At 58.1% G+C, this 24359-nt stretch carries 25 protein-coding genes and 1 pseudogene; 16 read left to right on the forward strand and 10 right to left on the reverse strand.

Annotated features, from left to right (window positions below):
* Nucleotides 1-60 precede the first annotated feature (60 nt).
* The 3 genes from ACVWXE_RS02830 to ACVWXE_RS02840 form a co-directional block, all read right to left on the reverse strand.
* On the reverse strand, nt 61-2139 hold the full coding sequence (locus ACVWXE_RS02830; protein WP_457489532.1) for an SH3 domain-containing protein: 2079 nt from the start codon (nt 2137-2139) through the stop codon (nt 61-63).
* Nucleotides 2140-2267: 128 nt separating this feature from the next.
* Entirely contained in the window at nt 2268-2762 is a 495-nt protein-coding gene (locus ACVWXE_RS02835; protein ID WP_457489533.1) for a DUF427 domain-containing protein, read from the reverse strand.
* A 19-nt stretch (nt 2763-2781) separates the two neighbouring features.
* Nucleotides 2782-3489, reverse strand: a complete 708-nt coding sequence (locus ACVWXE_RS02840; protein ID WP_414382146.1) for a Crp/Fnr family transcriptional regulator — start codon at nt 3487-3489, stop codon at nt 2782-2784.
* A 273-nt stretch (nt 3490-3762) separates the two neighbouring features.
* Here ACVWXE_RS02840 and ACVWXE_RS02845 point away from each other — a divergent pair, with 273 nt between their 5' ends.
* The 14 genes from ACVWXE_RS02845 to ACVWXE_RS02910 all read left to right on the forward strand — a co-directional run bounded on the left by ACVWXE_RS02845 (nt 3763) and on the right by ACVWXE_RS02910 (nt 15316).
* Nucleotides 3763-4425: a sigma-70 family RNA polymerase sigma factor gene (locus ACVWXE_RS02845; protein ID WP_414424137.1), complete on the forward strand. Its 663-nt coding sequence runs from the start codon at nt 3763-3765 to the stop codon at nt 4423-4425.
* Nucleotides 4426-4427: 2 nt separating this feature from the next.
* Nucleotides 4428-5036: an anti-sigma factor family protein gene (locus tag ACVWXE_RS02850; protein ID WP_457489534.1), complete on the forward strand. Its 609-nt coding sequence runs from the start codon at nt 4428-4430 to the stop codon at nt 5034-5036.
* 35 nt (nt 5037-5071) lie between these two features.
* Nucleotides 5072-5701: a hypothetical protein gene (locus ACVWXE_RS02855; protein WP_457489535.1), complete on the forward strand. Its 630-nt coding sequence runs from the start codon at nt 5072-5074 to the stop codon at nt 5699-5701.
* A gap of 65 nt (nt 5702-5766) precedes the next feature.
* Complete coding sequence (locus tag ACVWXE_RS02860) at nt 5767-6081, forward strand: DUF3181 family protein (RefSeq protein WP_011433076.1); 315 nt, start codon at nt 5767-5769, stop codon at nt 6079-6081.
* Between the two features lie 45 nt (nt 6082-6126).
* A complete protein-coding gene (locus tag ACVWXE_RS02865; protein WP_457489536.1) occupies nt 6127-7194 on the forward strand; it encodes an S-layer homology domain-containing protein in 1068 nt (355 codons plus the stop codon).
* 310 nt (nt 7195-7504) lie between these two features.
* The gene (locus ACVWXE_RS02870) at nt 7505-8074 is read left to right on the forward strand and encodes a photosystem I assembly protein Ycf4 (RefSeq protein ID WP_011433078.1); all 570 of its coding nucleotides are present in this window, start codon (nt 7505-7507) and stop codon (nt 8072-8074) included.
* A gap of 211 nt (nt 8075-8285) precedes the next feature.
* Entirely contained in the window at nt 8286-9518 is a 1233-nt protein-coding gene (locus tag ACVWXE_RS02875; protein ID WP_457489537.1) for an ABC transporter substrate-binding protein, read from the forward strand.
* 257 nt (nt 9519-9775) lie between these two features.
* Complete coding sequence (phnD, locus tag ACVWXE_RS02880) at nt 9776-10732, forward strand: phosphate/phosphite/phosphonate ABC transporter substrate-binding protein (protein ID WP_049749639.1); 957 nt, start codon at nt 9776-9778, stop codon at nt 10730-10732.
* A gap of 349 nt (nt 10733-11081) precedes the next feature.
* On the forward strand, nt 11082-12059 hold the full coding sequence (gene phnD / locus ACVWXE_RS02885; RefSeq protein WP_457395833.1) for a phosphate/phosphite/phosphonate ABC transporter substrate-binding protein: 978 nt from the start codon (nt 11082-11084) through the stop codon (nt 12057-12059).
* Between the two features lie 141 nt (nt 12060-12200).
* The gene (gene phnC / locus ACVWXE_RS02890) at nt 12201-13055 is read left to right on the forward strand and encodes a phosphonate ABC transporter ATP-binding protein (RefSeq protein ID WP_457387128.1); all 855 of its coding nucleotides are present in this window, start codon (nt 12201-12203) and stop codon (nt 13053-13055) included.
* Nucleotides 13056-13069: 14 nt separating this feature from the next.
* Nucleotides 13070-13735 carry a phosphonate ABC transporter, permease protein PhnE gene (locus tag ACVWXE_RS02895; RefSeq protein WP_457489538.1) on the forward strand — a complete coding sequence of 222 codons (666 nt, stop codon included), beginning with the start codon at nt 13070-13072 and terminating at the stop codon, nt 13733-13735.
* A complete protein-coding gene (phnE, locus tag ACVWXE_RS02900; RefSeq protein WP_457489539.1) occupies nt 13735-14547 on the forward strand; it encodes a phosphonate ABC transporter, permease protein PhnE in 813 nt (270 codons plus the stop codon). Before ACVWXE_RS02895 ends, phnE begins: the two co-directional genes overlap by 1 nt.
* Nucleotides 14548-14607: 60 nt before the next feature.
* The gene (locus tag ACVWXE_RS02905; protein ID WP_457489540.1) at nt 14608-15063 is read left to right on the forward strand and encodes an alanyl-tRNA editing protein; all 456 of its coding nucleotides are present in this window, start codon (nt 14608-14610) and stop codon (nt 15061-15063) included.
* A gap of 7 nt (nt 15064-15070) precedes the next feature.
* Nucleotides 15071-15316 carry an alanyl-tRNA editing protein gene (locus tag ACVWXE_RS02910; RefSeq protein WP_202943694.1) on the forward strand — a complete coding sequence of 82 codons (246 nt, stop codon included), beginning with the start codon at nt 15071-15073 and terminating at the stop codon, nt 15314-15316.
* A gap of 11 nt (nt 15317-15327) precedes the next feature.
* Here the strand turns inward: ACVWXE_RS02910 and ACVWXE_RS02915 are convergent, their stop codons facing one another.
* The 5 genes from ACVWXE_RS02915 to ACVWXE_RS02935 all read right to left on the reverse strand — a co-directional run bounded on the left by ACVWXE_RS02915 (nt 15328) and on the right by ACVWXE_RS02935 (nt 19832).
* Complete coding sequence (locus ACVWXE_RS02915) at nt 15328-16911, reverse strand: NAD(P)H-quinone oxidoreductase subunit N (protein WP_457489549.1); 1584 nt, start codon at nt 16909-16911, stop codon at nt 15328-15330.
* Between the two features lie 123 nt (nt 16912-17034).
* On the reverse strand, nt 17035-18309 hold the full coding sequence (gene gvpJ, locus ACVWXE_RS02920; RefSeq protein WP_457489541.1) for a gas vesicle protein GvpJ: 1275 nt from the start codon (nt 18307-18309) through the stop codon (nt 17035-17037).
* A 110-nt stretch (nt 18310-18419) separates the two neighbouring features.
* Complete coding sequence (locus tag ACVWXE_RS02925; protein WP_457489550.1) at nt 18420-18899, reverse strand: peptidylprolyl isomerase; 480 nt, start codon at nt 18897-18899, stop codon at nt 18420-18422.
* A gap of 221 nt (nt 18900-19120) precedes the next feature.
* The gene (locus ACVWXE_RS02930) at nt 19121-19597 is read right to left on the reverse strand and encodes a phosphate-starvation-inducible PsiE family protein (protein WP_457489542.1); all 477 of its coding nucleotides are present in this window, start codon (nt 19595-19597) and stop codon (nt 19121-19123) included.
* 49 nt (nt 19598-19646) lie between these two features.
* Nucleotides 19647-19832: a DUF2256 domain-containing protein gene (locus tag ACVWXE_RS02935; protein WP_041437321.1), complete on the reverse strand. Its 186-nt coding sequence runs from the start codon at nt 19830-19832 to the stop codon at nt 19647-19649.
* Between the two features lie 278 nt (nt 19833-20110).
* Here ACVWXE_RS02935 and ACVWXE_RS02940 point away from each other — a divergent pair, with 278 nt between their 5' ends.
* Nucleotides 20111-21073, forward strand: a complete 963-nt coding sequence (locus tag ACVWXE_RS02940; RefSeq protein WP_457489543.1) for a sigma-70 family RNA polymerase sigma factor — start codon at nt 20111-20113, stop codon at nt 21071-21073.
* Between the two features lie 121 nt (nt 21074-21194).
* Here the strand turns inward: ACVWXE_RS02940 and ACVWXE_RS02945 are convergent, their stop codons facing one another.
* Both ACVWXE_RS02945 and ACVWXE_RS02950 read right to left on the reverse strand, forming a co-directional pair.
* Nucleotides 21195-22829 carry a CTP synthase gene (locus ACVWXE_RS02945; RefSeq protein ID WP_457489544.1) on the reverse strand — a complete coding sequence of 545 codons (1635 nt, stop codon included), beginning with the start codon at nt 22827-22829 and terminating at the stop codon, nt 21195-21197.
* A 46-nt stretch (nt 22830-22875) separates the two neighbouring features.
* The gene (locus ACVWXE_RS02950; RefSeq protein ID WP_457489545.1) at nt 22876-23403 is read right to left on the reverse strand and encodes a hypothetical protein; all 528 of its coding nucleotides are present in this window, start codon (nt 23401-23403) and stop codon (nt 22876-22878) included.
* Nucleotides 23404-23633: 230 nt separating this feature from the next.
* On the opposite strand from ACVWXE_RS02950, the pseudogene ACVWXE_RS02955 reads away from it, so the two are divergent.
* Nucleotides 23634-24221: pseudogene (locus ACVWXE_RS02955) on the forward strand (aldo/keto reductase); the annotation flags it as partial.
* Nucleotides 24222-24359: the final 138 nt, after the last annotated feature.

The following is a 24359-nucleotide window of genomic DNA, read 5'->3' on the forward strand; positions in this document are numbered from 1 at the left end:
GTCCCCGTAGCGCGGTCGCAGCAGCGTTGCGGAGCAATAACAGCTGGCAGCAAGGGAGAGCTAGAGCCGTTCCACCAGACGGGTGGAGCCCGACTGGGCGGCGACCCATCCCCCGGGCGCGCCATCTCGCTCAATGCGCAGCCAGACGGGCACCTGTCCCTCCCCAGCCTGCACCTCCACCACCCGCAGCAGGGCTTGGCGTGGGGCTGTCCCGACAATGGCTCCTGTCAGGCTGGGTTGCTGGCGAATGTTGAGGCCATCGTTGGAGATCACCCGCACCTGTTGTACTCCTTGCCACTCCGCCAGAGGGCCAGTTAGCTCAGGCGGGGGAGTGAGTTCCGTCTGGCCGGGATTGTCGTTCGCGAAAGCGTCGCGTAGCGATATGTCAACCGGCGGCTGCTCAATTTGCACCTGGGGTTGCTCCAGCGGTGGTGCCGGCGGCGGCGTGAACAGGCCCCGCAACATTTGCCAGATGACCAATAGGGAGAGGATGCCCACACCGACCACCCCGGCCATTCGCGCCAGCGGTGCGAAGCCCAAACGAACGCCAGCGGGAAAGGTAGGACGCTTACGGCCCCCCAAGCGGCTGCGGCGGTAACGCTCCACATCCTGCAAACCGATCGCGCCAGCGGACCTTAGGCCCTGGACTCCGTCCCCCTGAGGGGAACGGTCTTGGGCGCGTTCGCGACAGCGGTGCGGAGCACTAGAACTCTCATCCGCAAGAGCAGAGACGCCCGCCTTGGGGGTGCTCCGGTAGGAGGGCAAATCCGAGAGGCGCGGGGGTTCTGGCACCCCCTGTTGCCAAGGGGCGGGTGGGCGATACAATTCCTGGGTTGGCTCAGGACCCACCACGGCAGGCAAATGAGGTGGGGGATGGGGGGCTTGTTCGCGACAGCGGTGCGGAGCACTGGGAGAAAGCATCCCTGCCGGCGGGTCTTCGCGGCTGGGCATTTCGTCCAGGTAAGCTTGTACTTGGGGGTTGTCGAAGTAGGCTTGCAACGTCACTTGGGCGGCTTCCAGACCGCGGAACTCCGGGAACACCTCCTCCTGAAACCATTTTTCTGTGAAGCGGCACAGACCCGGCAGATGGTCGGGAGAACCGGCGGAGTGTTCTTCGATAAACTGCAAGGCCTCTACTTCTTGGGTGGAGCGCAGATGGGCGAGCGCGTCTTCGGTCTGCCCCAGCAACAGACTACAGATGGCCTGCTCCAGATGCACATCCTGCCGCTGCGCCAGACGAGCCAGGTAGCCGCGAGCACGCCGCACCAGAGCCGGGCGGTTTTCCAGATAACCTGCCGCCAGCAACACCTGCACGGCCAAGTAGGCGGCCACCATCGAGGGACGCTCAGCCTCCCGCTCGAACAACTCCTGCTGTTCTTTGAGGGTGAGGTGGCGACGTACCCGTTGGATAAAGCGCAGGAAATCTTCGGTGCTGAGGCCAGAGCCATCTTGCCCCATCCCCTCGATGCCGCCCCGTTCGTCCAGCATGGCTTTGAGGAGAGCCAGTCCCTGCTGTCGCTCCCCGTTCCCATCAGCGGTGTGTCTTCCAGCTTGGGCGGGAGCACTTTGGCTGAGGAGTTGCAAAATGCGATAGGGACGCAGCTTGCCCAAATCGATACGGATCTCCGCTTGCATCTGCGGAAAGGCCTGATACTCCTCCAGCTCCGCCAAGCCCGCCTGTAGGGAACGCGCCGCCTCTTCATAGGATCCCTGTTGCCAGGCTTCTCGACCCAGTTCCAGACGAGCGATGGCCCGCGCCAAGATGGCATCGGAACGAGCAGGGTGGCCCTGCTCCAGCATATGTTGAGCCAAGTCCAAGGCAGCTTGGTATTCTCCGGCTTCGCAATACAAGCACAGCACTCCCGGTAGGTGTGCCTCCTCCACCGTCAAGGTGGGATCCGTTGGCATGAGGTGTTCGTCGTAGTTTCGTCGTGCCTCAGGGTTCAGCAGCACAGAAGCCGCCTCTTGGATCATCTGGGCGCGAGCTTCCACAGCCTGTGGCGAGAACCCCGACAGCCAGGAGCGCTCGCCCGGCTTGAGATCGATCCGCTCCCGATATGCCTGTTCAATCTGATGCTCATCTGCCCGTGCCGACAGCATCAAAACCCGATAATAGTCGAGGGGCACCCGCACCGTCATGGTTTTTGTCCGCGCTCTCCTGTTCGTGCCAGCGGGACGGAGTCCTTGGACAACTTACCCGCATCGACTTAACTGTAGTCCTTTTCGTGGGTAAAAGGGATCCCCCCTCGGGAATCGCTGCTCCGCCCCTACCAGTTCCAGCTACCCGGCTCTCCTTTGAAAGGGCCTACGACCTTTGAGGTGATCCAACCGCCGTAGAAATCTCCGGGTTGAGGCCGGACTCGTTCTCCACCTACCCGGCACTCCTGCACACGGCCTGGATAAAAGGCAAGGTAGTCGCGGATGGGCAAAAACGCCGGGCTGGGATCCGGATAGCTCCAGGCGGCATCTACGGCTGTTTGGGATCCAACCTGAACTGTCCAGTAGCAGGCAGCCCCTTTGAACTCACAGAAAGAGGTGCGATAGCTGGGGCGGAGATACTGCAGTCGAACGTCGGTGGGGGGAATGTAGTAGGTGGGCGGGTGGCTGGTTTCCAGGACGCGGTAGCAACGGCGGCTTTGGGCAATGAGCTCGCCATTGAAGAGAACTTCCACCAGTTCTGTGGTGGGCTCCAGACGAGGTGGGCGCGGATAGTCCCAGACAGATTCTTGTCCTGGATGGGGAGAAATCGGTTGGGGAGACATGGGTCAATATCTTCAATATCTAAAGCAGACGGGTGGCCTCCAGCAGTTTGGCGTACCGGATCAGCAGCAAAGACTGTTGCTCCGGCAAAGGCTGAATAACTCCCTGCTGCTGCAGACGGCTCAGTACCGCCAGGGCTGTCTCCCGGCTAACTTGGCTGATATCGGCCAAATCCTGGGGGGGAGGGTAGACAATGCGCATCCCCTGGGGGGTCTTCTCGCCAAAAGCTTCCGCCAGTTGCACCAGCGTATGCACCACTCGCAGCGGGGGGCTCTGCTGGTCAAGATCCGCCTGCAAGTTGGCCAGGCGCAGGCGACGGGAGAGGCTGCAGGCCAGCTGGTAACACAGTTGCGGCTCCCGCAACATCAGCGCTTTGAAGGTTGCCGCCGGGATCCCGGCCACCCGCAGCGGGGTTAGGGCCAGCACATCTCGCGAGCGGGGAGCTTCGTCCAGTACCGCCATTTCCCCCACCCAAGCGCCCGGCCCCAGCAAGGCAAGGGTTTTGGTGCTGTCTTGCGCCCGCAAAGCCCGCCGCACCTTAGCCCAGCCGGCGAGGATCAGGTAAACTACGCTGCCCCAGGCATCTTGCATGAAGAGGGCCTGTCCCGCCGGGATATCCCGCAGCTTGACCTGGGATCCCAACCATTGCAAGGACGTCGCCGAAAGTTCGGCCAACATTGGCACCGCCTTGAGCTCGGAGAGAAGGGCAACAGGAGCATCGGAAGCCATGGCGGGTCGGACGTTTCACCATACCGCAAGCCCACTGTAGCCCAGTTACCAACTCAAGAGCTATCCTGCAATCCACCACCCCGCCATGTGCGCCAAGATCTAGTGAGGAGGTGGTCTTGCTGTAGAGTCTTGCCGGTATGGCCCTCAGAGCCTCTAGAGCTACCCTGCGGTTGAGGGTGGGGGGAACCCAAACTCTGCCGTTTCGTCTGGGCAACAGAGGTTCTGTCTGGGAGGGGATCCCTCCGCTGTTGTTGTTAGAACTTATGGATGCCTATGGATGCTGCCCTCAGCGACATCAGTGGCCAGCGCTGGTCGGTCTTGGTGAAGAACGTGCCTGTGCGGCCCGAAAAGCTCGCTGATGCGGATCTGGTGCTGATCTGTCAGCAGGGATCCCAGCCCCATCGGGAGGCTTTTGCCGAGTTGATGCGTCGCCATCAGGCCCATGTGGACAAGGTGCTCTACCATCTTGCTCCCGACTGGCACGACCGGCATGATTTGGCCCAGGAAGTTTGGATCCGGGCCTACCGCCACCTGAAACGCCTACAGGAGCCGGCAAAATTTCGCAGTTGGCTGGGGCGGATTGCCACCAACCTGTTTTACGACGAGCTGCGCAAGCGCAAACGGCAGCAGCAGCCCCTTTCTCTGGATGCGCCGATTCAGATGCGGGATAGCGAGATGGAATGGGAGCTGCCCAGCGAGAGCCCCAGTCCCCATGAGCACCTCGCCACTTGCGAGTTCTATGAGCGATTGCACCAAGCCGTCCGCGACCTGCCGCAGGCCTTTCGCCAGACAATCCTGCTGCGGGAAATTCAGGGGATGGCTTATGAGGAAATTGCCGAGATCACAGGGGTGTCTTTGGGCACTGTTAAGTCTCGCATTGCCCGCGCCCGCGCCCGCTTGCAATCCACCCTAAAACCCTACCTTAATGGTGAATGACCATGGTTCGCGGCAACCCCAACCCCGACCCCAGGGATCCCCAGCAAGAGCTGCCGGTGGTGGATGAGCGCTTTGAACAGTTGAGCGCCTACTTGGATGGGGAATTGTCGTCTCAAGAGGCGCGGCAGGTGGAAGATTGGCTGGCCAGCGATCCTCAGGCGCGGCAACTGTACAGCCAACTGGCAGCTCTGCAGGCCGGTTTGGCCAATCTCAAGGCCCCAACCTTGAACTCCACCCAGACGGAGCTGTTGATCAGCCGTGTGTTCGCTGAGCTGGATCGGCGGCCAATGCTCGACCTGGGCTGGCGGCAACGTAAGGGCACCCCTTGGGGACGGGTGGCAGCGGCTGTAGTGGCCTTGGCAGGGGCGGGCTGGGTGGGATGGCGTTGGTCTCATCCCCAGCCTTTGGTATCGCTGGAAGATCCGCCGGTGCGCGTGGCCATCGTGCCTGCCTCTGCTCGTGTTGCCCAACGCTATCTTTTCGAGCCGGGGCAAAAGCAAGATGCCTACTCGATTTTGTTTGAGGCAATGCCCGACCGTGGATCTCGCTCCGCCAACGGGACCGGAGCCGTTCGCATCAACGGGACGGAGTCCTTGGTGGGCTGGGAATGACCTGAGCAGGCTTGAGAAAGACTGAGGAGCGCAGGGTGGAAAAAGCAGTTCGCTGGGCTTGTGGGCTAGGAGTCTGCCTTTGGCTATGCAGTCTGGGATCCCTGTCGGCCCAGGCAGATCCCAGCAGTAGCCATCTGGCAACGCCGTCCGCGCCGACGGGACGGAGTCCGAAGCAGTTGCACTCCTCTCCCAGTGGACAGGAGCCTGCCCCCCAGCCCACAAACCTGCCTTCACCCGGATCCCGTCTCACCCCTGCCCCCGATCAAAACCAATGGGCCCCTCCCAAGACGGAGCTATCGCCCTTTCCGGACTTCCCCCTTCTCAAGGAGTTGGATCCGCCCCCGCCAAGCTTGGCCGACCTGGGCATCCATTGGGATCGCTTGGCCCTGCTGCCGGATCCCGAGCTGGCAGAGGAAATGGATGTGGAGTTCAGCCGCCGTCTAGCCCGCCTAAACCGGCAAATTGCCAACCAACAAGAGCGCCTCTACCGCCTTTTGCAAACCTGGGACTCCGACGAGGCCGATATCCGCCAAATTCAGGCCCAACTGAGCCAGTTGCGGACAGAACGGGATCGCCTAGCTCTGGAACACCTGTTGATGCTGCGGCAGCTGCAAGAGAACTTCGCCCTACCTCTACCCGACCGCTCGGCTGCCAGCTCTCCCTGAGGAGTCCTTGGGTTCGGGTTATGATCTGAGGGAGGGGCAGACGCAACCCCCAACGGAGCTGAGGGATGGCCAAAGTGCCCAGTAACCCAGACATTGAGCAATTAGCTGCTGCCATTGGTAAAGAAGTTTACATCGATGTGGCCCGCTGGCATCTTTACCTGCGCGATGCCCACCTGCATACTCTTTTGGCGGAGCGACTGGCACCCCAGGTGATGGCAGGCAAGGTGGATGAGGACGCCGTCACAGAGATCTTGCAAGGGATCCCGGTGAAAGTGGGGGGTGGGCGCAAAGAATTGCCCCTGGCCGATCTCCTGCCGATGCAAAGCCTGCTTAACCTGCTGGACGTGCTGGAGGAGTTCAGCCGCAAATGGGCCCAATAGAGACCAATAGAGAAAGGTAGAGCGGTGCATCACCAGTCTAAACCTATGCGGCCTGGCCCCTGGCTCAAGCTCGGCAGCCTTATTCCGCTGCTCTGGCTGTTGTCGGCCTGTCAGGGAACCGAGTGGGGAGAACGGCTGGAGCGCGCTGTACGCCCAGTAGGTCTGCCCACAGCCCAACCTGAGCCGCTGGCACCTCCCTCGCCTCAACCTTCGCCGGGATCCATCCCACCCTCTATCTCGATCCCCACTGCTCCCGCCCCCTCTTCACCTCTGCCCAGCCAGGACAGCAGCCGCTTTACAGACTTGGAGCCCGGATCTCTGGTGGCTCGTTCGGTGGGATACCTGGATCGGTTGGGAGTTTTTGCCGATATCTCCAGCAGCGAATTTCAGCCGCAGCGCAGCGTTCGTCGCGGAGAATTTGCCCGTTGGCTGGTGCTGGCCAACAACGCCATCCACGCCGACGAGCCCAGTCGGCAGATCCGCCTGGGATCCCCCTCGGAACGCCCCCTCTTTTTGGATGTGCCGGAAGAGGATCCCAACTTTCGCTACATTCAAGCCCTGGGAGCTGCCGGCATAATTGCCGGAGATGCCAATCGAGAGTTTCGCCCCAACAGCCTGCTGTCGCGGGCAGAGTTGATCCGCATGAAGGTGCCTCTGGACTTACCTCCCGGCCAGATCAAGGGATCCCGAGCGGAGCTGGAGGAGCGCTGGGGGTTCACCGATGCGGCGCAAATTCCTCCTGAAGCCATTCCTGCTCTGGTAGCGGATCGCAGTCTGGAGAATGCCTCCACCGTGCTGCGCACCTTTGGCCCCATCCGCACCTTCAACCCCTTCGAGCCGGTTAGCCGCGGGGAAGCCGCCATCGCCCTGTCGGCTTTTGGGGAACGAACGGCCCAAGACGCCATACCCCAGCCGCCAGCCTTGCCAGACCCAACCCCTGAGCCTCAGCCTTCTCCCCCTGCCGCAGAACCGCAACAAACGGCCTCTCCTGAGCCGGATCCCACCCCTGCCTCTCCCTCGGATGCTGCTGATGAGCCCCCTGGGCAGACCCGACCCAACCCCCCGGAAGTCGCCCCAGGAGAGGGTAGGATCGTCACGCCGGGTAAGCCCTAACCCTGAGGTGAGAGGGATCCCATTGGCGTATACTGTCCAGGTTTTGTCAGCAGATAGAACGCCTCAGAACCCCAGCAGGGATCCCTGCTACGGCTCTTACAAGGAGCAAAAGGAGCCATAACAATAAAAACTATCCCTAACTCCCTTCGGGAGAGGGGCTGTACAGCGCAGAGGACTTCCGCCCCCATTCCCCAGGCGGCTCTAGCTCTTGCCAGTCCCCTGAGCGCCCCTCTGCTGGGGAAAACCCTTGCCGCCCATAGCCTATAGAATGGGGGAAGCCAGCCTTGGAAAACCTGCAGGGATCCCAACTGTGTCCGCCATTGTTCCTGAAATCCGTTCTGCCGATCTGCTGCGCTACACCGTGATTGGGTCGCGGCGGCCCAGCGTGTACTTTTGGGCGGTGGCGCTGACGGGGGGAGGGCTGGGCTTTACCTTGGCCGGCCTTTCCAGCTATCTCCACCGCAATTTGCTCCCCTTTTCCGATCCCGCCAGCCTGGTGTTTATTCCCCAGGGCATTGCCATGCTCTTTTACGGGGTGCTCGGATCCCTGGCGGGGCTATACCAGTGGCTGAGTTTGTATTGGAACTTGGGAGGCGGCTACAACGAGTTCGACCGGCGCACGCAAAAGATAACGCTGGTGCGCCAGGGCTTTCCGGGCAAAAACCGTGAAGTCCGCCTGGAGTATGACTTTGCCGATGTGCAAAGCTTACGGGTGGAGCTGAGAGAGGGGCTTAACCCCCGCCGAGCCATCTACTTGCGGGTGAAAGGACGTGGCGACATCCCCCTCACCGGCGTAGGCCAGCCACCTCCCCTGACGGAGATCGAAAACCAGGCAGCCGAGATCGCCCGCTTTCTCAACGTCAGCCTAGAGGGCATTTGATTCCCTGCGGTGCCATTGCTTTGACCCCGCCCTGCTGGTCGCTTGAGCGAGACGGAATCCCATCCTTGGGCAACAGTGAAACCATTGAGGGGGATCCAGAACTGTGGAGTCGAATAGAGAGTTGTCGAGATTGTTTTCAATGTAGCGGGATCTCTTCGAGGAATGATCTACCCTTGATGCCAGCGCAGTTGTTGCCTGGGAGAAGCCTGTGATGGCCAACCTGAACCCCTTCATTCCCCTACAGGCCAAGAAGCTGGGGTCTATTCTGTTTCGCCTCTGGCTAACTCTTCTGCTCTCATTGGGCTTGGCCTTGCTCACGCTGCTGCTGACCTCCCATTCCGCCCATGCTGCTCGCGGGCCCCTGTATCGCTTGGGCCGCCCAGAGGGGGCGGTCTCGATTGTGGCTTGGGCAGGCTATATCGAACGGGGAGAAACGGATCCCGCCTATGACTGGGTGACCGGCTTTGAGAAAGAAACCGGCTGCCAAGTCAGCGTTAAGGTGGCAGCCACCTCCGATGAGATGGTAGCCCTGATGAATGAGGGCGGCTTTGATCTGGTGACGGCCTCCGGCGATGCCACCCTGCGACTGATCAAGGGGGAACGGGTGCAGCAGATTAACCCCCGCCTGATCCCCAGTTGGGAGACCATCGACCCGCGCCTGCAGGATGCTCCCTGGCATACTGTGGATGGCAAGCATTACGGCGTGCCCTACCAATGGGGATCCAATGTGTTGATGTACAACACACAAGTCTTTCCGGAACCCCCCACCAGTTGGGATGTGGTGTTTGAAGAGAAAACCTTGGCAGATGGCAAATCCAACAAAGGCCGCATCCAAGCCTACGATGGCCCCATCTACATTGCCGATGCCGCCCTCTACCTGAAAGCCCACCGCCCAGAATTGGGCATCACGGATCCCTACGAGCTGACCCGCGAACAGTTCAATGCTGCTCTAGCTCTATTGCGACAGCAGCGGCAACTGGTTGGACGCTACTGGCACGATGCGGCGGTGCAGGTGGATGACTTTGTCAACGAAGGGGTAGTGGCCTCCAGCTCTTGGCCCTTCCAGGTCAATCTGTTGCGATCCGAAGGTCAACCTGTCGCCAGTGTGATACCGGAAGAGGGAGCCACCGGCTGGGCAGATACAACCATGCTCAGCGCTACCGCCAAACACCCCAACTGTGCCTACCTGTGGATGGAACATTCCTTGAACCCGAAGGTGCAAGGGGATCTGGCGGCTTGGTTTGGGTCGGTGCCGGTGGTGCCAGCCGCTTGTCAGGCCAGTGAGCTGCTGGGGCCGGAAGGTTGCCAAACCAATGGCATCGACAATTTTGAGCGCATCTCCTTCTGGAAGACGCCGGTGGCCGATTGTGGGGATGGCCGGATGGATTGTGTGCCCTACTACGAATGGGTGACCAACTACATCGCTGTGATTGGCGGGCGCTAATGGAGCAACCTTAACGAGATCCTAGACTCTTCTTAAAAATTTATTAACTGTAATATGACATAAATACAAATGAATGAACCATCTCAATGAATTTGAGATGGTTTTTGCTTTTCAGGCAAGACTTCTAGGGCCTAGAGGAGGAATTTTTACCTCTTCTGGGTTCGTCAGATGCTCTTGTTGATTGCCATAGTTGGGAGCTTTTATTCATGATGACACTATCTTCTTTTGGAACTCGGATCCCGTTGGGAAAGCTGGTGATGGGAGCTGGATTGGCGGGAGCTGTCACCTTGGGGTTGGGCAGCAGCCTTTCTCAGGCTCGTCTAGACTGTCCCCGCCCTCCTCAAATGGATGCCCGCTACTGTGATCGGGTGGGGGATCTGGTTGCCGATTTGCCGGAGGATCCCTCGGAGTGGGTAGATCCGGAAGTGCTGTTGGTGTCTTACACCTCCTCAGAAGAGCCAGCTGTCTATGCCAATACCTGGGCTGAATTCACCGCTCACTTAGAGGAAGTCACCGGTAGACGGGTGCAATTTGTCCCTGCCGATTCTCAGGCTGCTCAGTACGAGGCAATGCGCGCTGGACGTCTACACATTATGGGTACCTGCACAGGCTGTACTCCTGTAGCCGTGAATGTTGCCGGCTTTGTGCCCTTTGCCATTTTCCAACAAGAAGATGGATCCATCGGCTACGAGATGGAAGTGATCACTCATGTGAATAGCGATATTCAAGCCCTCGATGATATTGCCGGTCGTCGTGTAGCTTTTACCCATCCTTCCTCCAACTCCGGTTATATCAGTGCTCGCATTTTGATCAAACAAGAGACAGGCTTGGATGATGAGGCAGGAGACTACATCGCCGAGTTTTCTGGCAGCCACCAAAACTCCATTTTGGGTGTGTTCAACGAAGACTACGATGCCGCCCCCATTGCCAACGATGTGCTTAATCGCATGTGCCTCAACGAGCAAGTGGATTGTAGCCAGTTCCGCAGCCTCTACAAATCGGAGACCTTCCCCAGCGGCTCTTTCGGCCATGCCCACAATCTCCACCCTGAGCTGGCAGAAAGGATCCGAGAAGCCTTCTTTACTTTTGAGTTTGAGGGCACAGCCATGCGACAAGCTTTTGACCGGGTAGCTTTTGCACCGATTACTTATCAAGAAAACTGGGAGATCATCCGTCGCATTCAGGAAGAAGAGGGCGTGGAATATACGCTTTAGGCAGTCCTCAGGGATCCCCTGCCCAGAGAGGATCCCTGATTTACATAGTTCTGAATCTAGAGCTGAATCTAGAGAAATCGCACTGGCTGGTTCCGTCCATACCCCATCTCGACGAGTATGTGATAACCCACTCTTAACTTCCTATTAAACCTGTCTTAACTCTACAGGGGTCAAACAGCGCTACTATATTATTAAGTTTCGTTAGGCGACGTGAGTTTTGCAGATCTTCTTTGGGTTCTGTAGCTTATGAATTCACATCAAGTCTCTTGATTAGCTGGATCTTCTCGCCCACTTTTGTGTTTTTTAGCTGATAACGGTTTGCTTCATCTTGCATTCGGGGGTTTTTGCAATGTTGGCGTTTTGCTCTGTGGCTCGTCTGTTATCCAAAAGCCTTGCCCTGGCTGGTTTGGTTGCTGTGCTAGTGGGTTATCAATCTGCTCAAGCTCAATCTTGCCCTCGTCCGGCAGGCATGGATGAGCGCTATTGTGATGCCGATGGGGATCTGGTGGCGGATACTCCGACGGATCCCGCTCAAATTGTCAATCCTGACACTTTGCTCATCTCCTACACTTCTTCCGAGGATCCCGCCGTTTATTCAGAAACCTGGCAGGAATTTACCGACTACCTCAAGCAAGTGACCGGTAAAGATGTGCAATTTGTGCCAGTTGATTCCGAGGCCGCCCAAACCGAGGCAATGCGGGCCGGACGTTTACACATCATGGGCACCTGCACCGGCTGTACCCCCCGCGCTGTGAACCAAGCAGGCTTTGTGCCTTTCGCCGTTTTTGCCAAGGAAGATGGTAGCTTTGGCTACGAAATGGAAGTGATCACACGCATCGATAGTGGCTTGGAAAAACTAGAAGACATCAAAGGCCGCCGCATTGCTTTCACCCAGCCCTCCTCCAATTCCGGCTACATCAGCGCCCGTATTTTGATCGAGGCGGAAACTGGCTTTAAGGACGGTGTGGACTACGAAGCCAATTTCTCTGGGGGGCACGAAAACTCCATTTTGGGTGTGTTCAACGGAGACTACGATGCGGCCCCCATTGCCAACGATGTGCTCAACCGCATGTGCATCGCCGGACAAGTGCAGTGCGATCAGTTTCGTACCCTCTACAAATCGGCTACTTTCCCCAGCGGCCCATTTGGCTATGCTCACAATTTGGATCCACAGCTGCAGGAGAAAATCCGCGAGGCCTTCTATACCTTTGACTTTGCAGGCACTAAGTTGGCAGAAGCCTTTGACCGAGCTTCCTTTGCTCCCATCACCTACAAGGAAGATTGGGAAGTGATCCGGCTGATTCAAGAAAATGCCCCTCCCCAATAGGTGGGCTGAACAGAATCGGGATCCCTTGTTCAGGGCAAGCCATAGGGGATCCCTTCTGATTTCAAAATTCTCTCAAGATTGCAAACATCTGGTTCTAGAAGGCCCGCAATTGCAAATGTCCACTTCAAGTAGGTTATCAAGATGCTACGTATCGACTCCCTCAGCAAACGTTACCCCACAGGCGATATGGCCCTGAAAGGGGTGACCTTAGAAGTTCCCGATGGGCAGGTGATGGCCTTGATTGGTCCTTCGGGTGCTGGGAAAAGTACGCTGCTCCGTTGCATCAACCGCTTGGTGGAGCCGACCAGTGGCAGCATTTGGCTCAATGGAATCGACCTCACTCGCTTGAACACCCGGGAGTTGCGGCAAGCACGACGCAAAATCGGCATGATCTTTCAGGAATATGCCCTCGTGGAGCGCCTGACCGTGATGGAAAATGTTCTTGCGGGTCAGTTGGGCTACGTCAATTTTTGGCAAAGCTGGTTCCGCAAGTTTCCCCAAGCCACCATCGACGAAGCCTTCCGCTTACTGGATCGAGTGGGATTGTCGGACTTTCCTGATAAGCGGGCAGATGCTTTGTCTGGGGGGCAACGGCAACGGGTGGGAATCGCCCGGGCTCTCCTGCAAAACCCAGAGCTGCTATTGGTGGATGAACCGACCGCCAGTTTGGACCCGAAAACCTCCCGCCAAATTATGCGCCTGATCAACGAGCTGGCTTCAGAGCGGGGCCTATCGGTGATCATCAGCATTCACGATGTGCCTCTAGCGCAAATGTTTGCCCAGCGGATCGTCGGTTTGCGGTTTGGGGAAGTGGTGTATGATGGCCCCCCCAATCGCCTCACCCCCAGCGTCTTAAACGAAATCTACGGCGAAGAAGATTGGAATGCTTCTGGCCCAGCCCAAGACTCCGAAGAAAAACGAAGCCGTCTCGGCTGGAGTAGCCACCCACTAAGGGATCCCTTGCAGAAGTCAGTAGAAGTCAATAGAAGTCAGTAGTGCGGAGCACACCCATGGCACAGGCAACGACACTGAGCGGGCGCCAATGGTCGCCACCACCTTTGATTAAAAATCCTTGGGTTCGCTGGGGACTGATTCTTGGGGCGGTCATTTACCTGATCTTTGCGCTTTCTACTCTCAATTTCGATCCAGCCCGGGTAGCCCGCGGTATGCAGCGTAGTGGCCGTCTCTTGTTGGCCTTTTTGCATCCCGATTTCACCACCCGCGGCAACTTGATTTTCACCGGGATGCTGGAAAGTGTGACCATGGCCGCCATTTCCACCGTGGCAGGATTTATTGTCGCGGTTCCGGTGGGGTTTGGGGCCGCACGCAACTTGGTGCCAATGCCGGTCTACCTGGTTTGTCGTGGCCTGATTGCCCTGTCGCGCACCTTCCAAGAGGTGATCATCGCCATTTTGTTTGTGGTCATGATGGTCAGCTACGCGGTGGTGCCGCAGGTGTTGCCCCGCATGATCGGCTTGACTCTGTATCGTTTCGACATCAACATTCGGGAGGCGGCCGTTCTAGGGATTGTCGGTGCCGGTGGGATTGGCTCTACCCTGAACACCTCCTTACGTCGCTACGACTATGACACGGCCTCTGCCATCATCCTTGTGATTATCGCTCTGGTGATGGTGGTGGAATTGAGTTCTGGTTGGATTCGCAAGAGGGTGCAATAATGCCTGTTCTGGAAAGCAGTGGGATCAAGACCTGGCAGTGGCGCAATCAAAAGCAAACTTTGCTTGAGTATGCCTTCTGGTTGGCTCTGCTGTTACTGATGTTTGCCTGCGCTAAGTTCATTGCAGACCGTACCACCTGGGGCTTTGTGCTGGATGCACCGCGCCAGGGAAGAGAAATGCTCTCGCGGGGGGTACCGCCCCGTTGGGACTACATGTCACAGCTTTGGCGCCCCCTTTGGGATACCCTCACCATTGCCACATTGGGTACGGCCCTTTCCTTTGTGATTTCGGTGCCGGTGGCCTTTTTGGCAGCCCGCAACACCACTCCCAATTTGCTGGTGCGCTACATCGCCCTGTTCATCATCGTCGGCACCCGTTCGGTTAACTCCCTGATTTGGGCTTTGATCCTGGTGGTTGTTCTTGGGCCAGGGGTCTTGTCCGGAACCTTAGCCATTGCCCTACGCTCTGTCGGATTTATGGGCAAGCTGATCTATGAAGGCATCGAAGAGATTAACGAAGAACCAGTAGAAGCGATCCGTTCCACGGGGGCTAGCGGTGCCCAGGTACTGAGCTATGCCATTTGGCCGCAGGTGATCACCAACATCCTCGGGGTAACAATTTACCGTTGGGATATCAATTTGCGAGAGTCTACGGTGGTTGGATTGGTCGGTGCCGGTGGAATTGGCCTACAGCTAGATGCTTCCATCAACACCCTGCGCTGGAATCAGGTGAGCATGATCCTGCTTGTGATCTTCGTTTCTGTGTTCATCAGCGAGTGGATCTCCGCCAAGGCCCGGCAAGCTCTGATTTAGCCCAGGGATCCGGATAGGCTACGGTGAAGGGCAGTTTGCAACAGCACAACTGTATGACTCATGACGGAAGAACTGTTTCGGGGGGAGGCCTATCTCACCACCTGCCAGGCTCGGGTAATTGCCCTTGTGGATAACGGGATCCAGTTGGATCGGACGGTATTCTATCCCACCGGCGGTGGACAACCCGGCGATACGGGATCCCTGATTACATCGGACGGTCGTGTCATCCCGATTGTCGATACCCAAAAGGGGGAAACGGGCATCCTCCACATCCCGGCAGAGGGATCCCCACCCCTCAGTCTGGGGGAGTCAGTCAGCGCCAGCATCGACTGGGAACGTCGCTATCGGCACATGCGCATGCATACGGCTCTACACCTGCTCTGTGCAGTGGTAGAAGGTGGCGTTACGGGGGGTCAGGTGGGTGAAAGCAAAAGCCGATTGGACTTTAACATCCCTGGAGAAAAACCCGACAAAGAAACCCTGACGGGTGCGTCTCAATGCTTTGGTACAAGGTAACCACGCCGTGAACCCCCGCTGGGTTAGCGATGAAGAACTAAAAGCCAATCCCAGCCTGGTGCGCACCATGTCGGTCAAGCCCCCCACCGGACAGGGGCAAGTGCGCTTGCTGGAAATTGAGAATGTGGACTTGCAACCCTGCGGCGGCACTCATGTACGGGCGACAGGAGAAATTGGCAAGTTGGTGGTGAGCAAGATCGAAAGCAAAGGCAAGCAAAACCGACGCATTGTGGTCAGCTTGGTGGATCCCTGAAAAACTACAGACTACCCTTGGCTGGGCTGAGTCAATGAACCCAAAGATCCATCGACTGCCACCTGAAGTCTTGCCGACTCTGGAAGGAAGGCTTGTGCGGCTGGGAACCCCAAGAAGGGGCTTTGCTCCACTGCCTGGATGGAGAGGGTAAAGAGGGGATTGGAGAGGATCCCGGCAAAGATGGTGGCCACCAGAGTCAACACCATACCGACCCGCAGAGCAGGCATACCTTCTGCCTGCCAGTTGGTCTCGGGGTAATTTTGCACCGAAACCGACATCTCTTGCGGCTCTTTCACCACAATCGTTTTCACCACCCGCACGTAGTAGTAAATGGAGATAACACTGGTGACCAACCCCACCAACACCAAGGTATAGGCCCCCGCCTGCCAACCGGCCCAGAACAGATACAGCTTGCCGAAGAAGCCCGCCAGAGGCGGCAACCCACCCAACGAAAGCAAACAAATGCTCAAGCACAGGGTGAGGAAGGGATCCTTCTGGTAAAGGCCGCTGTACTCGTTAATTTCGTCGGTACCGGTTTTCAGGCTGAACAGGGTAATGCACAAGAAGGCCCCCAGGTTCATGACCAGGTAGACCAGCAGATAGAAGATCAAGCTGGCGTAGCCTGCTTCTGTGCCCACCACCAGACCAATCATGACGAAGCCCGCTTGCCCAATCGAGGAATAGGCCAGTAGCCGTTTGAGGCGGGTTTGGGCAATGGCCACCACATTCCCCAGCACCATGGTCAAAATGGCCAGCACCGAGAGCACCGCCCGCCACTCTTCCGTCATGGCCGGAAACACGGTGGCCAGAAAGCGCACCGCCAAGGCAAAGCCTGCTGCTTTGGATCCCACCGACAAAAAGGCCACCACCGGCGTTGGGGATCCCTCGTAGACATCAGGAGTCCACTGGTGGAAGGGCACCGCCGCCAACTTAAACCCGATACCACCAATGCAGAGGACCAAAGCGATGATCCCTGCCAAACCGGCATCCCCCATGGATGAGGCGATGGCTTCCAGCTTCGTTTGCCCACCCGAAAGGCCGTAGAGCAGCGACATGCCGTAGAGAAAAATGGCTGTGCTGCTGGCCCCGATCAAGAGATATTTCAGGGCTGCCTCCGAAGAACGGGGATCCCGCTTGGTATAGCCGGCCATCAGGTAGCTGGCGATGCCCAGGGTTTCCAGAGATACAAACACTAGGATCAAGTCCGTCGCCCCGGAGAGGAACATGCCCCCCAAGGTGGCCGTGAGCAGCAACACATAAAACTCGCCTGTGGGCGCTCCGGACTGAGAGATGTAGCGCTCCGCCATCATCACGGTCAGTACCGCCGTCCCCACCACCAGGCCACGGAAGAGAATGCTGATGGGATCCGCCGCAAAGCTGCCCAAGAAGCTCTCGAACTGGGGCTGCTGCCACTGCAACACCAAGGTCACCAAGGCCCCGATCAAGCCAAAGATGGAGAGGGCCGGAAGACTTTTGCGCGCCGCCGAACCACCGACCAAATCCACCACCAAGACGAGCAAGAGGGTGAGGGTAACCACCACTTCTGGCCAAATGGCACCGGCATACAGGTTTCCGGTTGGGGCAAAGACATCCATAGGGGAAGACATGAAGACAGATGAAGGGGATCCACAGCCAGCATACCGCGATTTCCGGTCTCTCTTTCCGCTTCCGGCATCTCTTCTCCCAATCGTCTCCATCAGCACTCTCAATCCACGGGCTCAGTAGAGCTTGGCGCTGGAGGTGAGCACCAACTTCAGGCGGGCGTGGATCAGATCCAAGTCCGCCAGCCCCAGGTCGATCTCCCCATCGATGACGATGCCGGTGTGGATCAGCCGATCCAACAGTTCCAGCACGGATCCCTCGCGGTGGGGTTGTCCGGGGTAGTAGTCCCCCTGGCGGGGCAGGAGGGTGCCCAGATCTCCGAGCTCCAGGTTCAAATCCGCTGGGTCGATCTCCAACAGGCTGCAGATTTGTCGAATTTGCTCCCGCAAGGCTTGTAGGCTGCTGCCGGCCCGCTCAATCTGCTCTGCAGAAAGGCGCTCGGCCTCCATTTGCCGCACCACCTGCGCCTCCATCAACTGCCGCAACAGCTCCACCAAGGTCAGCACCAGAGAGGCCAAACCGGCTTCCGGGCGTTTCCGGCCAGGGGTGGGCCGAGCCTGGCTCAAGTCTTCCGAGCTGGCGGGACTGATCGAAAGGCGCGGCGGGGGAGGAGAAGCAATCCAACGGTCAAAGGGCTGACAAAGCTGTTCCAGGCTGAGCAAGCGGAGACGGGGATCCCGAGCGGCCTCTTCCCTTTCCTCCGGTAGGTTGTAGCCCCAGTCGGCCAAAAACAAGAGAACCTGCTCCAGCTCCGGCACCCTCTGCACCTGGCGCAGCGTTTGCAGGCGATCCTCCACAAACCACAGCTCAGCGGGTGGCACTTGGGCAGCAGCAAGCAGCCGCTGTAAAGTGGTGGCCTTGGGGGCGCGCACTTCCTTGCCCAGAATGCGGTGGCGTGGCAGTTGGATCCCTGCTCGGCCCAAGAGCTGCTGGATGAACCGTCCCTCTTTGGTGCTGAGGATGGCCAAGCGCGGCTCCCCTGCAGCCTGAACCTGGCGTAGCCAAGCCGCCACCCCCGGATAAAAGCGGTGTAGCCCCAGCCACCCCTGCAGATCCTCTTCAATCCAACGATCCCGCACCCGATCCAACGCTTGGATTAGAGAGAGGGCAGGGATCCCTGACTGCTGCAACAACCGCTGACGCCAGCTGGGCCAGTCTTGGCGCAAGTCTTCCTCCCGGATCCCTTCCTGTAGCCCCCACAACAACAGAGGCATCTCCCAGCCGGTCTCGATCAGCGGGCGCAGACGGTCAAAAGCAGGACGCAGCGGCTCTAGCTGAGCAGGAGCCAAGCCCCACACCTGAGCACAAACGCGGCAGGAGGAAGCAAAATACTCCGCCCGCCCATCGCAGAGCACACCATCAAAATCCAGAACCAGAATGCGGGGGGACATTCGCCGGGGCCTAGCGAACTCCATACCTGAGTCCCCCTGAGGGCAAGTTGCAAAAATGGGGCCAGAGGCCAAGTTAATTCAACCAAACTGTTCCACCGGAGTGGCCCAACCTAATTGGATTCCGAGATACGAACGGACTGGATCTCCACCGGTTTCAGGGGGCGATCCTGAGGGTCGGTGGGCGCAGTTGCAATTTTATCCAACACATCCTCTCCCTCGATCAATTGCCCGAAGATCGTGTAGTTGGGAGGCAGCGGATAGTCGGCGTGCATGATAAAAAACTGGCTGCCGTTGGTGTTGGGGCCAGCATTGGCCATCGCCAAAGTGCCGCGGCTGTAGGGACGTTGCACCGGCTCATCGGGAAAGCGGTACCCCGGCCCACCCCGCCCCGTGCCCGTGGGATCCCCGCCCTGGATCATGAAGCCGCGGATTACGCGGTGAAAGATGACGCCATCGTAAAAGTGATCGTTGGCCAAAAAGACGAAATTGTTGACGGCCAGGGGAGCTTCCTGAGGAAACAGCTCCAGAACCATTGTGCCGGCGGTGGTCTCCATCGTGGCCGTGTAGGACTTGGCCGGGTCGATCACCATCGGCGGGGGATTGTTGTAGGTTTTCACGGGTTTGCCCAAGTGTTGTGCCAGGAGCAAATCGCGAGAAGAATGCGGGCGGGCCAAAACAGGGAGAGCACTCAACCCCACCCAAAGCACCACCATCAGCACAGCTAACTTCACCAGGCTGGCCAACTCAGATCGCACACGCACGTTTCTTGCAGGAAAGCTCCATCCCCATCGTACCAGGATTCTGTCCTAGCCTAATTTTCCCCAGACTTGGATGGAGGCTTGGCCCGCCGCACCAGCCAATAACTCACCGAGAGGGCCAACGTCGCTGCCCCCAACCCGATGAGATCTAACCCCCCCAGCTTCTCGAAATCGAAAATGATGATCTTGCGGGCCACCGCGATCAAAGAGGTGACGATCACCAGCTCCACCTGCACCACCTGCTTTTGCAAGTAGGCGGTAATGTTCTCCAGAATTTCCAGCGCAATCAGAATATTTAAAAAGAGGCCGAAGATCTCGATTAAAGTGGTGGAGAAAAACCCAGTTGGCTCGGTCAACAAATCTGCCACCAAGAACCGGGCCAAGTCCACCACTGCTACTGTGATTAGCCCGATCATCAAAGTTGACAGTAGCTTCGAGATCAGGCTTTCCAGGCGGGTGATGGCCCGCAAAAAGGGATCCTCCTCTTCTGTCTCGTGGGGATTGTGCAACAGCCACTTGAGAAACCGCATCACCAACCCCGACAGATCCAAACCCTTATGTCCTGATCCTGAGACAACATTATCCGTCCCAACCGTCTTGCCGGGAAGCAGGCAGGGATCCCTTGGGGCGATGATTGCGACACCGCTCAGAACAGTATTTCACCTCCGACCAACAGTCGGCCCACTTTTTGCGCCAGGTGAAGGGTCGCTGACAGGTGAGACAAATCTTGCTGGGCAAATCCGATTTCTTCCGTTGGCGTGGCATGGTGCACTGCAAAACAAGGTCAACTCTGTAGTCAGCTTAACAATCTTATTGGATGCTGACCGTTACCATCACGGGGGTGCTTGGCCTGCGCCCCACCTTAGCAAAAGCTGAAGTCTGAACCTAGAGAAATCGAGTAGCCTCTTGAAATCCGGCGAGATCTCTGCCCTGTGTCTGCAGGGATCCCTGAAGGAAGTTGGGTTTGCTGAAAGGTTAGCCGCCTCCATCCTGTACTGAGTAAAGTTCTTAACACCCGCTTGTGAACTTGAGCTTGAGTTTGTATGAAATCTCAACCAAATGGGACGAATGTAGCTGTTCAGAACTCTCCTCCTCCACTGAAGCGGGTTGAGGTACGGCTCAGCAAACCCGGCAACCGAGCGACCCAAGCCTCGCTTTCGGAAGACTCAGTGGGCGTATTTTTGCGGGAAATGGCTCGCTACCCACTCCTCAGTGCCGAGCAGGAAGTGAAATTGGGACGGCTGATTGCAGAGGGGGGAGCCGCCGGGGAACGGGCGAAACGGGAATTGGTTAGGGCCAACCTGCGCCTGGTGGTCTCGATTGCCAAAAAGTATTTGAATCGCGGTGTGCCGTTTCTGGATTTGATTCAAGAAGGCACCATCGGCCTGATCCGGGCCGCAGAAAAATTTGAGTACGAACGCGGCTACAAGTTTTCCACCTACGCCTACTGGTGGATTCGCCAAGGGATCACCCGCGCCGTTGCCAATCAGGGGCGCCTGGTGCGGATCCCGGTGCACATGGTAGAAAAGCTCAACCAGGTGAAGCGGATCCGGAGAGATCTGACCGAAGCCCTAAACCGTCGCCCCACCCAAGCAGAGATTGCCAAAGCTCTGGAGATTTCCCCCGACAAGCTGGACGCTCTCTTAACCCTCTTGGAAGCCGGTCGCCAAACTCTTTCGCTGCATACTCCGGTCGGCAAAGAGGAAGATACGGAGCTGATGCAGCTTATCGAGGCCGCCAACGGCCCCACTCCCGAATCGCAAATGGACTTGCACCTGCTGTCTGCCCAACTGGAAGAAATGCTGGAGCAGCTCAGCCCCCGAGAGCAAGAGATTCTCAAGCTCCGCTATGGGCTGAAAGATGGCCACCTGCACACTCTCTCCGAAATTGGTCAGCTCTTCGGCCTGTCTCGAGAGCGCGTCCGACAAATTCAAGCACGAGCCATGCGCAAACTGCGCCATCCACGCCGACAGGAAACTTTGGCAGATTGGATGACCTCGTTTTAGGCAGTAGGCCACGGCTGCTCCACAGGCGAAACCCAGGATTCCGCAGCAGTTTATGTTCAGCAAAGCTCTGCAGAACCAGGACCAGAGGCGTGCCCCCACTTTTGGACAAGGGATCTGTCAACTAGCCCATCTTCTGCAACTGCAGGGGGTGAGGCTGAGGGCGGCTGCGCAGGGCAGCTTCGATCAACCCCAAAAAGAGGGGGTGGGGGCGGTTGGGGCGGGAGCGAAACTCCGGATGGAACTGGGTGGCGATGAAAAAGGGGTGGCTGGGCAGCTCGATAATCTCCACCAAGCGGTTATCCGGCGAGACTCCGCTGATGATATAACCAGAGTCCAGAAAAAGGCTGCGGTAGGCATTGTTAAACTCATAGCGATGGCGGTGCCGCTCGTAGATGATGGCCTCACCGTAGAGCTTGGCCGCTAGGGTATTGGGCATGATGCGACAGGGATAGAGGCCCAGCCGCAGGGTTCCTCCCAGATCTTCCACATCTTTCTGCTCCGGCAAGAGGCTGATCACCGGGTGGGGGGTATCGGGATCAAACTCGTAGCTGTTGGCCCGCTCCAGATGGGCAATGTGACATCCCCAGTCGATCACCGCGCATTGCATGCCCAGACACAGGCCCAGAAAGGGAATGCCCCGCTCCCTCACGTAGCAAATACTGGCCACTTTGCCCTCGATGCCGCGATTGCCAAACCCCCCTGGCACCACCACTCCATCCACGCCGGAAAGCAATGCCTCTGGTCCCCGCTCTTCGATCTCCTCAGAAGAGATCCAGCGCAGCGTGACGCCGGCATTGAGGGCCAACCCGGCATGGCGCAGGGCCTCGGCCACCGAAAGATAGGCATCCGTAAGGCGCACGTATTTGCCGACAATGGCAATCTCCACCCGCTCTTGGGGGTGGTGCAGCCGCTGCACCAGGAGCTCCCACTCCCGTAGATCTGGCTGCTGCGGATCCAAGTTGAGAATCTCCAGAACCCGCTGCGCCAACCCCTCCTGCTCCAGCACCAGAGGTACGTCGTAGATGCTGGGGGCATCCTGCGCCTGGATGACGCATTCTACCGGCACGTCACAAAACTCGGAGATCTTCTCTTTGATGCTGCGGGGCAGGGGCTGCTCGCAGCGGCACACCAACACATCTGGCTGGATGCCAATGGAGCGCAGCTCCTTGACCGAGTGCTGGGTAGGCTTGGTTTTCATCTCCCCTGCCGCCTTGATCAAAGGCACCAGGGTAACATGCACATAGGCCACGTTGGCCCGGCCCACATCCTTGCGAAATTGGCGGATGGCCTCCAAAAAAGGCAAAGACTCGATATCTCCCACCGTGCCCCCCACCTCCACCAGCACCACGTCGGGGTTGGTCTCGCGGGCCACCCGCCGGATCCGCTCTTTGATCTCTTGGGTAACGTGGGGGATCACCTGCACCGTGCTGCCCTGGTAATCGCCGCGCCGCTCTTTGTGGATCACCGCCTGGTAGATGGAGCCGGTGGTGACGTTGTTGAGCTTGGACATGTTGGTGTCGGTGAAGCGCTCGTAGTGGCCCAAGTCCAGGTCGGTCTCGGCGCCGTCGTCGGTGACGAACACTTCTCCATGCTGGTAGGGACTCATGGTGCCGGGATCCACATTGATATAGGGATCCAGCTTCAAAATCGACACCGTGTAGTTGCGGGATTTGAGGAGGCGACCCAAGCTGGCCGCTACAATGCCTTTGCCGATGCTGGAGACCACTCCGCCCGTGACGAAGACAAACTTGGTCATAGCTTGGATCCCTTCCCTTTTGCCTTTTGATTATGCCAGGGATCCCTTAGCGCAGAGAGCGGATGGGGCCGTTGTAGAGGATGGTGGTTTGAAAGGTGCGCCTGTCTACCCGCACCTGGGTTTCAATGCTGGGCTGGACAAAGCCGGGCTCTCCCCCCCGGAAGGTGAAGATCCAAGCATCTTCAAACTCTTCAAACGGCGAGTCAATGGCTGCCCCGTGCATGGAAGCTTCGGCGCGATAGCGCTGTAGGCCCCCATTGGCGATCTCGGCAGCTTGACGGGCCAGGTTTTTGGCGCGGTTGAGATCCCGGAAGTAGCGGCTGATCTCCTCAAAACTCCCCCTGGGCAGCGGTCGCTGGGGAGCGGGGGTTGCCGGCACAGGCTGGGGATCCGGCACAATGGGCAGGGTGGGAATGTCCGGGCTGGGGGGCAAGGGTTCGACGGGGATGGGAGTTCCAGAGGGGAAAAGAGGGGTGATCACCTGCGCTTGGGCAGCCCTTCCAGCCAGAAGGGATCCCCACAGGAGAGCCATACCGACGGAGCTGACAGTAGAGACAAGAAAAGTGGGCTTCATGGAGCCATTCCTCGCAAAAGTTCTGGGTTGAGAGACGCTGCAGCTCTTGAATGGGATCCTATCGATTCAGTTCCTTACAACAGCAGAGTCAAAAGCCTCTCCTCTCCTTCCAACCCCGGTCACAGGCTTGGGTCGTTCACGCAACCTCGGCTGCTGTCAGCAATGTCTGCTAGATTTTTGGAGAGGATCCCTGGCCACAGTGGGAGGATCGGGGTTCAGCAGGAGCAGCCATGGAGTTCGTCACCCTCGCAGATGCAGGGCTAAGGTTGAGCCGGGTGGGCCTGGGCACTTGGGCGATGGGCGGCGGCTGGTGGGGCCCTTCCGACCGCCAGGAATCTTACACCACGATTCGCAAAGCCATTGATTTGGGCATAACCACCTTCGACACCGCTCCCATCTACGGACTGGGTGTTTCGGAGGAAGTGCTGGGGCAAGCGATCAAAGACTCAGGTTGCCGCGATCGGGTGGTTCTCGCCACCAAAGCGGGACTGGAGTGGACAAACAACAAAGTGGTGCGCAACTCCAGCCTGCCTCGCTTGGCCCAAGAACTGGAGGATTCTCTGCGCCGCTTGCAAACAGATGTGATCGATCTCTACCAAATTCATTGGCCGGATCCCTTGGAACCGATCGAAGAAACGGCGGCGTTTCTGGGGCAGTTGCTGCAGCAGGGCAAGATCCGCGCCATTGGGGTCAGCAACTTTTCCCCCGAACAGATGGATCGGTTTCGCCAGGTGGCTCCTCTGCACACCGCCCAGCCCCCCTACAACCTGTTCGAGCGGCAGATTGAAGCAGAGGTCTTGCCCTACTGTCGAGAGCATGACTCTAGTCAATAATAAGCTCAACTATACAGCCTGTTAAGGACTCAAGGGGTACAATAGCAGCACTTAGCAAACCAACTTCGGAAGGAGGATGGATTGATCAGTAGTAAAGAAGTCTTCACTATCTGCTCCATGCTA

Source organism: Thermostichus sp. MS-CIW-41 (genome assembly GCF_054058915.1).

Excerpts from the sequence above, each read along its gene's own strand:
- ACVWXE_RS02830 (WP_457489532.1), bottom strand. The coding sequence starts at position 2,139 with ATGACGGTGCGGGTGCCCCTCGACTATTATCGGGTTTTGATGCTGTCG.
- ACVWXE_RS02835 (WP_457489533.1), bottom strand. The coding sequence starts at position 2,762 with ATGTCTCCCCAACCGATTTCTCCCCATCCAGGACAAGAATCTGTCTGG.
- ACVWXE_RS02840 (WP_414382146.1), bottom strand. The coding sequence starts at position 3,489 with ATGGCTTCCGATGCTCCTGTTGCCCTTCTCTCCGAGCTCAAGGCGGTG.
- ACVWXE_RS02845 (WP_414424137.1), top strand. The coding sequence starts at position 3,763 with ATGGATGCTGCCCTCAGCGACATCAGTGGCCAGCGCTGGTCGGTCTTG.
- ACVWXE_RS02850 (WP_457489534.1), top strand. The coding sequence starts at position 4,428 with ATGGTTCGCGGCAACCCCAACCCCGACCCCAGGGATCCCCAGCAAGAG.
- ACVWXE_RS02860 (WP_011433076.1), top strand. The coding sequence starts at position 5,767 with ATGGCCAAAGTGCCCAGTAACCCAGACATTGAGCAATTAGCTGCTGCC.
- ACVWXE_RS02865 (WP_457489536.1), top strand. The coding sequence starts at position 6,127 with ATGCGGCCTGGCCCCTGGCTCAAGCTCGGCAGCCTTATTCCGCTGCTC.
- ACVWXE_RS02875 (WP_457489537.1), top strand. The coding sequence starts at position 8,286 with ATGGCCAACCTGAACCCCTTCATTCCCCTACAGGCCAAGAAGCTGGGG.
- phnD (WP_049749639.1), top strand. The coding sequence starts at position 9,776 with ATGGGAGCTGGATTGGCGGGAGCTGTCACCTTGGGGTTGGGCAGCAGC.
- phnD (WP_457395833.1), top strand. The coding sequence starts at position 11,082 with ATGTTGGCGTTTTGCTCTGTGGCTCGTCTGTTATCCAAAAGCCTTGCC.
- phnC (WP_457387128.1), top strand. The coding sequence starts at position 12,201 with ATGCTACGTATCGACTCCCTCAGCAAACGTTACCCCACAGGCGATATG.
- ACVWXE_RS02895 (WP_457489538.1), top strand. The coding sequence starts at position 13,070 with ATGGCACAGGCAACGACACTGAGCGGGCGCCAATGGTCGCCACCACCT.
- phnE (WP_457489539.1), top strand. The coding sequence starts at position 13,735 with ATGCCTGTTCTGGAAAGCAGTGGGATCAAGACCTGGCAGTGGCGCAAT.
- ACVWXE_RS02905 (WP_457489540.1), top strand. The coding sequence starts at position 14,608 with ATGACGGAAGAACTGTTTCGGGGGGAGGCCTATCTCACCACCTGCCAG.
- ACVWXE_RS02915 (WP_457489549.1), bottom strand. The coding sequence starts at position 16,911 with ATGGATGTCTTTGCCCCAACCGGAAACCTGTATGCCGGTGCCATTTGG.
- gvpJ (WP_457489541.1), bottom strand. The coding sequence starts at position 18,309 with ATGTCCCCCCGCATTCTGGTTCTGGATTTTGATGGTGTGCTCTGCGAT.
- ACVWXE_RS02925 (WP_457489550.1), bottom strand. The coding sequence starts at position 18,899 with ATGGTGATCGACCCGGCCAAGTCCTACACGGCCACGATGGAGACCACC.
- ACVWXE_RS02930 (WP_457489542.1), bottom strand. The coding sequence starts at position 19,597 with ATGCGGTTTCTCAAGTGGCTGTTGCACAATCCCCACGAGACAGAAGAG.
- ACVWXE_RS02935 (WP_041437321.1), bottom strand. The coding sequence starts at position 19,832 with ATGCCACGCCAACGGAAGAAATCGGATTTGCCCAGCAAGATTTGTCTC.
- ACVWXE_RS02940 (WP_457489543.1), top strand. The coding sequence starts at position 20,111 with ATGAAATCTCAACCAAATGGGACGAATGTAGCTGTTCAGAACTCTCCT.
- ACVWXE_RS02945 (WP_457489544.1), bottom strand. The coding sequence starts at position 22,829 with ATGACCAAGTTTGTCTTCGTCACGGGCGGAGTGGTCTCCAGCATCGGC.
- ACVWXE_RS02950 (WP_457489545.1), bottom strand. The coding sequence starts at position 23,403 with ATGAAGCCCACTTTTCTTGTCTCTACTGTCAGCTCCGTCGGTATGGCT.